The sequence below is a fragment of the Paramagnetospirillum caucaseum genome (genome assembly GCF_000342045.1).
In the GTDB taxonomy this organism is placed as follows: domain Bacteria; phylum Pseudomonadota; class Alphaproteobacteria; order Rhodospirillales; family Magnetospirillaceae; genus Phaeospirillum; species Phaeospirillum caucaseum.
On sequence record NZ_AONQ01000143.1, the window covers coordinates 1 to 3,100 of the forward strand.

The window sequence follows — 3,100 nt, forward strand, 5'->3', positions numbered from 1 at the left end:
GGTGAAGACCGCGGGCGCGAGCTGATTTTGGTCAGCCGGATTGCCCTTCCTTCTTCTTGGCGAGGCGGGCCCTGACGGCATTGCGTTGATTGGCGATGCGGCCGAGGGCGTACTTGATCGGCAGGTCGTCGAAGGTTTCGGGATCGTAGTCGTCAAGCCACTCCACCATATCGGTATGGTTGGGGTGGTCGGGATCGGCGATGGCGTCGAGGAGCTCATAAAATCCCGGAATGCCGCCGCAGTCTTCGGGCGGAGAGTTCCGCTCGCCGCCGATGTAGCGTGGATAGGAGAGAGCGGAGTCGCCCTGGCGGACGCCGCTGACCGTGAGCCGGTGTTCCCAGGAATCGCCGAAGTCGTAGAGGTAATCGATGATGGTCTTGCCTGGGGCCAGCACATCGCGCAGACGCACCTTGGAGGCTTCAAAGCGCGGCTCGGTTCCCCAATCCTCGTCCATGGGCAACCCGTATTTCCGCGTTGCGACGGTGAACTCCCAGAGGTGGCAATCGAACCATCCCATGACCGCCTGGATGATGTCGTGCAGGGCCTTGAGGGTGATGGAGGTCGGCACTTCGACAGCGCGCCAGATCAGCGGATCGGTATCCACCAGTTCGATGCGGATGGTGGCGATCTCATTGAAGCTCTCTGCAGCGGATTTGGATGTGCGGTTCATGCCGCCAATGTGTCAGGTCCGGCGGCCCAATTCCAGGGCAGCAATTCACCGATCCGCTTGGCGGGATGCCCGGGCAGGCGCGCCAGGACGTCGGCCAGCCAGGCCCTGGGATCGACGCCGTTGAGCTTGGCGGTCTCGATCAGGGTGTACAGCGCGGCGGCGCGCCGTCCACCGGCATCGGAGCCGGCGAAGGTCCAGTTGCGCCGCCCCACCGCGATGCCGCGTATCGCTCGCTCCGCCGCGTTATTGGACAGGTCGACGCGGCCGTCCGTCAGGAACAGGGTGAAGGCTGGCCAGCGCTTCAAGAGGTAGTCGATGGCCTTGGCGGTGTCCGACTTGGCCGACAGCCCGACCCGCTTGTGGTGCAGCCAGGTGGACAGGTCGTCCACCAGCGGCCGGGTGCGCTCGGCCCGTGCGGCCAGCCGTTCTTCGGGGGCCAAGCCATTGATGTCGCGCTCGATGGCGAACAGCGCGTCGATGCGGCTGACCGCCTCGATGGCGATCGGCGCCTTCTTCAGCTCGGCCAGCTCGAAGAATTTCCGCCGCCCATGCGCCCAGCACGCCGCCTCGACGATGACGCCCTTTTGGTACAGCCGCCCGAAGCCGGAGAAGGCGTCGGCCTGCATGATGCCGCTGAAGCCGGCGAGGAAAGCCTCGGCATGCTCTCCGCTGCGGTCGGGCGAGTAGAAGTAGGCGGCCGCCGGCGGCGAAGGCCGCCTTTCCGTTGAATCGGGCGCCTGCGCGCCCAGTGGATCGGCGCCGCTGAAGGGCCGGTCGTCGCGCACCACCGTCCACAGCCGACCGGTTTTGGTCTTGCCTTTCGCCAGCACCGGCACCGGGGTGTCGTCGACATGGACTCGCGGGCCGGCACGGGCATGATCGGCGATGGCGTCGACCAGCGGCCTCAATGCGACGCTGACCGCGCCGACCCAATCGGCCAGGGTGGAGACATCGATCTCGACACCCTCGGTCGCGAAGCGACCGCTCTGGCGGTGCAGCGGCAGGTGCAGACCGAACTTGCCGAACACCACTTCGGCCAGCAGGTTGGCGCCGGCCCGGCCGCGCGAGATGGGACGGAACGGCGCTGGCGGCTGGGTGATGGCCTCGCAGGTCCGGCAGGAGAACTTCTCCCGCACATGCTGGATCACCTGCCACTTGGCCGGGACGCGCTCCAGCGTCTCGGTGATGTCCTCGCCCAGTTTGTGCAGCTTGCCGCCGCAGCAGGGACACGCCGACGGTGACGGCTCGACCACCCGGACACGGGGCAGATGCTCGGGCAACGGGCGCCGCGCCGGCTTAGCCCGGGGATGGGCCTGCACCTCAGCCGTCTCGGCGGCGGCTTCGACCGCGGCGGCGGTCTCCTCCAGATCCTCCAAGGACAGCTCAAGCTGCTCGATGCGGGCGCTGCGCTCGGCCGACTGGCCGAAGCGCTCGCGCCGGAGCCGGGCGATCTCCAACTTGAGCCGCTCGATTTCGATGTCCAACACCCGCCGATCCGACTCGGCGGCCAGCCGCGCCGCCCGCTCGGCGAGGATCATCGCATGGGCGGCGGCAAGGTCACGGGGAAGGGCTTCGGCGGTATTGGTCACCCCGAAAGTGAATCAAAATCCAGCGCTCTTGAACAGCGATTTCCTCAGCCGGCGGCGCTCGGACGCCAGGTTTTCTGCGGCATCCGCCAATCAATCCCTTCCAGCAGGTAGCCGAGTTGGGCCGGGGTGATGGTCACTGCCCCATCGGCCGGCGACGGCCACAGGAAGCGACCCCGCTCCAGCCGCTTGCAGAACAGGCACAGGCCCTGTCCATCCCACCACAGCACCTTGATCAGATCACCGCGCCGACCACGAAACACGAACAGGTGGCCGGAATGCGGGTCGCGCGATAGCCGCTCCTGCACCAACAGCGCCAGGCCGTCGAAGCCCTTGCGCATGTCGGTGTGCCCGGTCGCCAGCCAGACCCGGACCCCACTGGGGATCGGGATCATCGCCCGGCCAGCGCCTTGATGATCGCCGATGCCAAACCCGGCGTCGCCGTCGCGGGAATGCGGACGCCCGCGCCGCTCGCCAAGCGCACCTCGATTACCGCATCCGAGCCCGAGCGCACGGCCGACTGATCCCCGACCGGCACCATCATTACCTCGGCGAATTCCTGGGCATGCCCACGCAGATCCTGGCGCCAGCGGTAGATCTGACCGGCGCACACATCCGCCCGTCGGGCCACCTCCGCGACGATCGCGCCGGGGGCGAACGCCGCCGCCACGATTGCCCGCTTCTGCTCAGCACTCCAGCGCCGCCGTCGCTCCGGACCGGTCAGAACATGAACCTGCGCCACCCAACATCTCCTGGCATCGGTGCAAACAATGGTGCTTGCACCGGTGCCAAGGCTGGCAGCATCACAGCCCTGACGGCAAGGCGGTCGTCGCCGGACGGATAC

The 3,100-nt window shown here is 67.4% G+C and carries 4 protein-coding genes; all 4 read right to left on the minus strand.

Annotated features, from left to right (window positions below; all coding sequences use genetic code 11):
• Nucleotides 1-31: 31 nt before the first annotated feature.
• Nucleotides 32-670, minus strand: coding sequence for a plasmid pRiA4b ORF-3 family protein (locus tag H261_RS22570; protein WP_008622505.1), 639 nt, complete (start codon nucleotides 668-670; stop codon nucleotides 32-34).
• Complete coding sequence (gene tnpC, locus H261_RS22575) at nucleotides 667-2,208, minus strand: IS66 family transposase (RefSeq protein WP_235063036.1); 1,542 nt, start codon at nucleotides 2,206-2,208, stop codon at nucleotides 667-669. The genes H261_RS22570 and tnpC overlap by 4 nt, the downstream gene beginning before the upstream one ends.
• 95 nt (nucleotides 2,209-2,303) lie before the next feature.
• Entirely contained in the window at nucleotides 2,304-2,651 is a 348-nt protein-coding gene (gene tnpB, locus H261_RS22580; RefSeq protein WP_008622509.1) for an IS66 family insertion sequence element accessory protein TnpB, read from the minus strand.
• The coding region (gene tnpA, locus H261_RS26600) for an IS66-like element accessory protein TnpA (protein WP_407636102.1) at nucleotides 2,648-3,100 on the minus strand (453 nt) is incomplete at its 5' end. The genes tnpB and tnpA, both read right to left, overlap by 4 nt.